The sequence below is a fragment of the Candidatus Protofrankia californiensis genome, from assembly GCF_900634765.1.
GTDB lineage: Bacteria > Actinomycetota > Actinomycetes > Frankiales > Frankiaceae > Protofrankia > Protofrankia californiensis.
Map to the genome: position 1 here is coordinate 3,106 of NZ_CAAAFT010000144.1, position 2,859 is coordinate 5,964.

The following is a 2,859-nucleotide window of genomic DNA, read 5'->3' on the forward strand; positions in this document are numbered from 1 at the left end:
CGGCTTGCATCGTGGCTGGCACCACGGCCGGCAGCGTGGCCGGCGTTGTGCGTGAGGATCGCGTGGGAGATCACCGGGGTGGGGGTGGCTTCGTCGCGGGGAGCGATGCGTATGTCCACCCCGTGCGCGGCGAGCACTGTCAGCGCGCTGTCACGAGCCGGCACGGACAGGGCGTGCGTGTCGATGCCGAGGAACAGCGGCCCGTCCACCCCGTGCGCGGCGCGGTGCTCGCAGATCGCCTGCGTGATCGCGACGATGTGGTCGGCGTTGAAGGAGCGTCGCAGCGACGAACCGCGATGCCCGGACGTCCCGAACGCGACCCGCTGGGAGGTGTCGGCGGGGTCGGGGTGCTCGTCGTGGTAGGCGGCCAGCAGCGCGTCCACGTCGATGAGGATGTCGGGTGGCGCGGGCCGGCCCGCGAGCGGACTGGGCGGCATCAGGCGGTCCCCTCGAACAGGAAGTGACGGACACGGGCGCCGGTCACGGCCACGCCCGGAATGGTTGCGACATCGAGCCTAGCGGGCCGGCGGCGGCACGGTTGTGGCTGCTTGTTGTGAGCAGGAGCGGACGTGCTCTTGTGAGCAGGAGCGGGCGTGCCGGGCGTGGCCGGATGTGATATATCCGGTGAGATGTCGAAACCATGCCGTAGTCCAGTTACTGTCCGCCCGTGAGGCTCGGGGTGATGGGCGGGACCTTTGATCCGGTGCACAACGGCCACCTGGTGGCCGCCAGCGAGGTCGCGGCCCTGTTCGATCTGGACGAGGTGGTCTTCGTCCCCAGCGGGCGACCGTGGCAGAAGGCCGACCGGGACGTGTCACCGGCCGAGGACAGATACCTCATGACCTTCCTCGCGACAGCAGGTAACCCTCGCTTCACGGTAAGTCGGATTGACGTCGACCGCAGCGGACCGACGTACACCATTGACACGCTGCGGGACCTGCGTCGAGAGCGCAGCAAGGCCACGTTGTTCTTCATCACCGGCGCGGACGCGCTGGCGCAGATCCTGAGCTGGCGGGACGTCCGGGAGCTGTTCGCGCTGGCCCACTTCGTGGGCGTCACCCGGCCCGGCTACCAGCTCGAACTCGACGCGAGCCTGCCCGTGGACGCCGTCAGTCTCCTCGAGGTGCCGGCGCTGGCGATCTCGTCGTCCGACATTCGCGCCCGGGTCAGCCGCGGGGCACCGATCTGGTACCTCACCCCGGACGGGGTGGTGCGTTTCATCGCCAAGAGCGGCCTGTACCAGCCTCGTGACCCCGCCACGTCGACCGACCCCGCTGGTCCGGCCGGTCCGACTGGCCTGGAAATCGGTGCCACCGCCACCGCCACCGGCGGCGGCGCAACCGGGCCGTCCGCGGAAACCGGGCTGACCAGGCCGGCAGGCCCGCTGAGCCGGCGCAGGACAGATCCAGGCACGTGAAAGTGTTGTGTGTGTCAGGCTGGACAGGCAGTACGCAAGCTGGTTCGGGGCACGCCCATAGACGGAAATCGACGGACATGTGCCGGCCGCATCAGCACAGGTGATGGTCGCAACCGCGACGATCCACCGAAGCCTGACGATCCACCGAACCCAGAGAGGTGCATTCGTGACCGCATCCCCGCGAGCCGTCGAGCTCGCCCTCGAAGCGGCGCAGGCCGCCGCGGACAAGCTTGCCCATGACATCGTCGTGCTCGATGTCAGTGAGCGTCTTGCCATCACGGACTGCTTCGTCGTCGCGTCCGCGGATAACGAACGGCAGGTCAAAGCCGTCGTTGACGGGATCGAGGAGCATCTGCGCGGCTTCGACGCCAAGCCGGTCCGCCGTGAGGGGGAACGCGAGGGACGCTGGGTGCTGCTCGACTTCGCCGACGTCGTGGTGCATGTGCAGCGGGGTGAGGAGCGGACGTACTACGACCTGGAGAGGCTGTGGAAGGACTGCCCACGGGTCGCCTTCACCGACCGTGACCTCGCGCGGCATGCGGAAGTAGCCGCACCCGGCGCGGGCCGCCGGTGAGGGTCCTGCTGTGGCGCCACGGACGCACCTCGTGGAATGACCAGGGCAGGTTCCAGGGCCACGCCGATCCGCCGCTGGACGCCACCGGTCGGGCCCAGGCCCGGCTGGTGGCGCCGGCGATCCGGGCCCTCGTCCCGGACGTCGTGGTGTCCTCGGATCTGCTGCGCTGCCGGGCCACCGCGGCCGAGCTGGGTCTTGCGGTCCGGGCGGACGCCCGGCTGCGCGAGATATCGGTGGGGGCGTGGTCGGGCCTGACGGCGGAACAGGCCGCGGTGTGCTTTCCCGAGGAGGAGGCGGCCTGGCGCCGCGGGGAGGACGTCCGCCGCGGCGGTGGCGAAACCTACGAGGAGGTCGGCGCGCGAGCGATCGGCGTCGTGGAGGATCTCGTCGCTGAAGAGCTTTCCGGTGGTGACGGGCTCGCCGTGCTGGTGCTGCACGGCGGCACCGCCCGCGCCCTCATCGGTCGGATGCTCGACATACCGCCGCCGATGTGGTGGCGGTTCGGCCCGCTGGGGAACTGTCGATGGTCGCTGCTGCGCCGCTCCAACGGGCGGTTCCGGCTGGTCGAGCACAACAGTGGCCCGCTCGCAGCTGCTCGCAGTGATGATCTGGGGACGCTGGCGGCGGACCTGCCCGTGCAGGCTGCCCTGACCGCTCCCGGCACCGAAACCGCTCCCGACATCGAACCGGTACACTCACCGAGTGCCTCCTGAAGGGGCGCTTGGCAGGACCTGTAAGGTGTGAAAGGTACGCAGGAGCGGCAAGGAGCCGGATAGCAGGGCAGGTAGCAAGAGCACATCTGGGGCTGTGGCGCAGTCTGGTAGCGCATCACACTGGCAGTGTGAGGGTCAGGGGTTCGAATCCCCTC

At 69.5% G+C, this 2,859-nt stretch carries 2 protein-coding genes, 1 tRNA gene and 2 pseudogenes; 4 read left to right on the forward strand and 1 reads right to left on the reverse strand.

Features of this window, described 5'->3' with window-relative positions; all coding sequences use genetic code 11:
- Nucleotides 1–437: pseudogene (locus tag DD1DGNOD_RS08535) on the reverse strand (phosphoglucomutase, alpha-D-glucose phosphate-specific); the annotation flags it as partial.
- A gap of 230 nt (nucleotides 438–667) precedes the next feature.
- Here DD1DGNOD_RS08535 and nadD point away from each other — a divergent pair.
- The 4 genes and pseudogenes from nadD to DD1DGNOD_RS08555 all read left to right on the forward strand — a co-directional run.
- Nucleotides 668–1,249: pseudogene (gene nadD / locus DD1DGNOD_RS08540) on the forward strand (nicotinate-nucleotide adenylyltransferase); the annotation flags it as partial.
- Between the two features lie 334 nt (nucleotides 1,250–1,583).
- A complete protein-coding gene (gene rsfS / locus DD1DGNOD_RS08545; protein ID WP_131766018.1) occupies nucleotides 1,584–1,991 on the forward strand; it encodes a ribosome silencing factor in 408 nt (135 codons plus the stop codon).
- Complete coding sequence (locus tag DD1DGNOD_RS08550; RefSeq protein WP_131769842.1) at nucleotides 1,988–2,704, forward strand: histidine phosphatase family protein; 717 nt, start codon at nucleotides 1,988–1,990, stop codon at nucleotides 2,702–2,704. The genes rsfS and DD1DGNOD_RS08550 overlap by 4 nt, the downstream gene beginning before the upstream one ends.
- A gap of 96 nt (nucleotides 2,705–2,800) precedes the next feature.
- Nucleotides 2,801–2,859 (forward strand) — tRNA-Ala (locus DD1DGNOD_RS08555).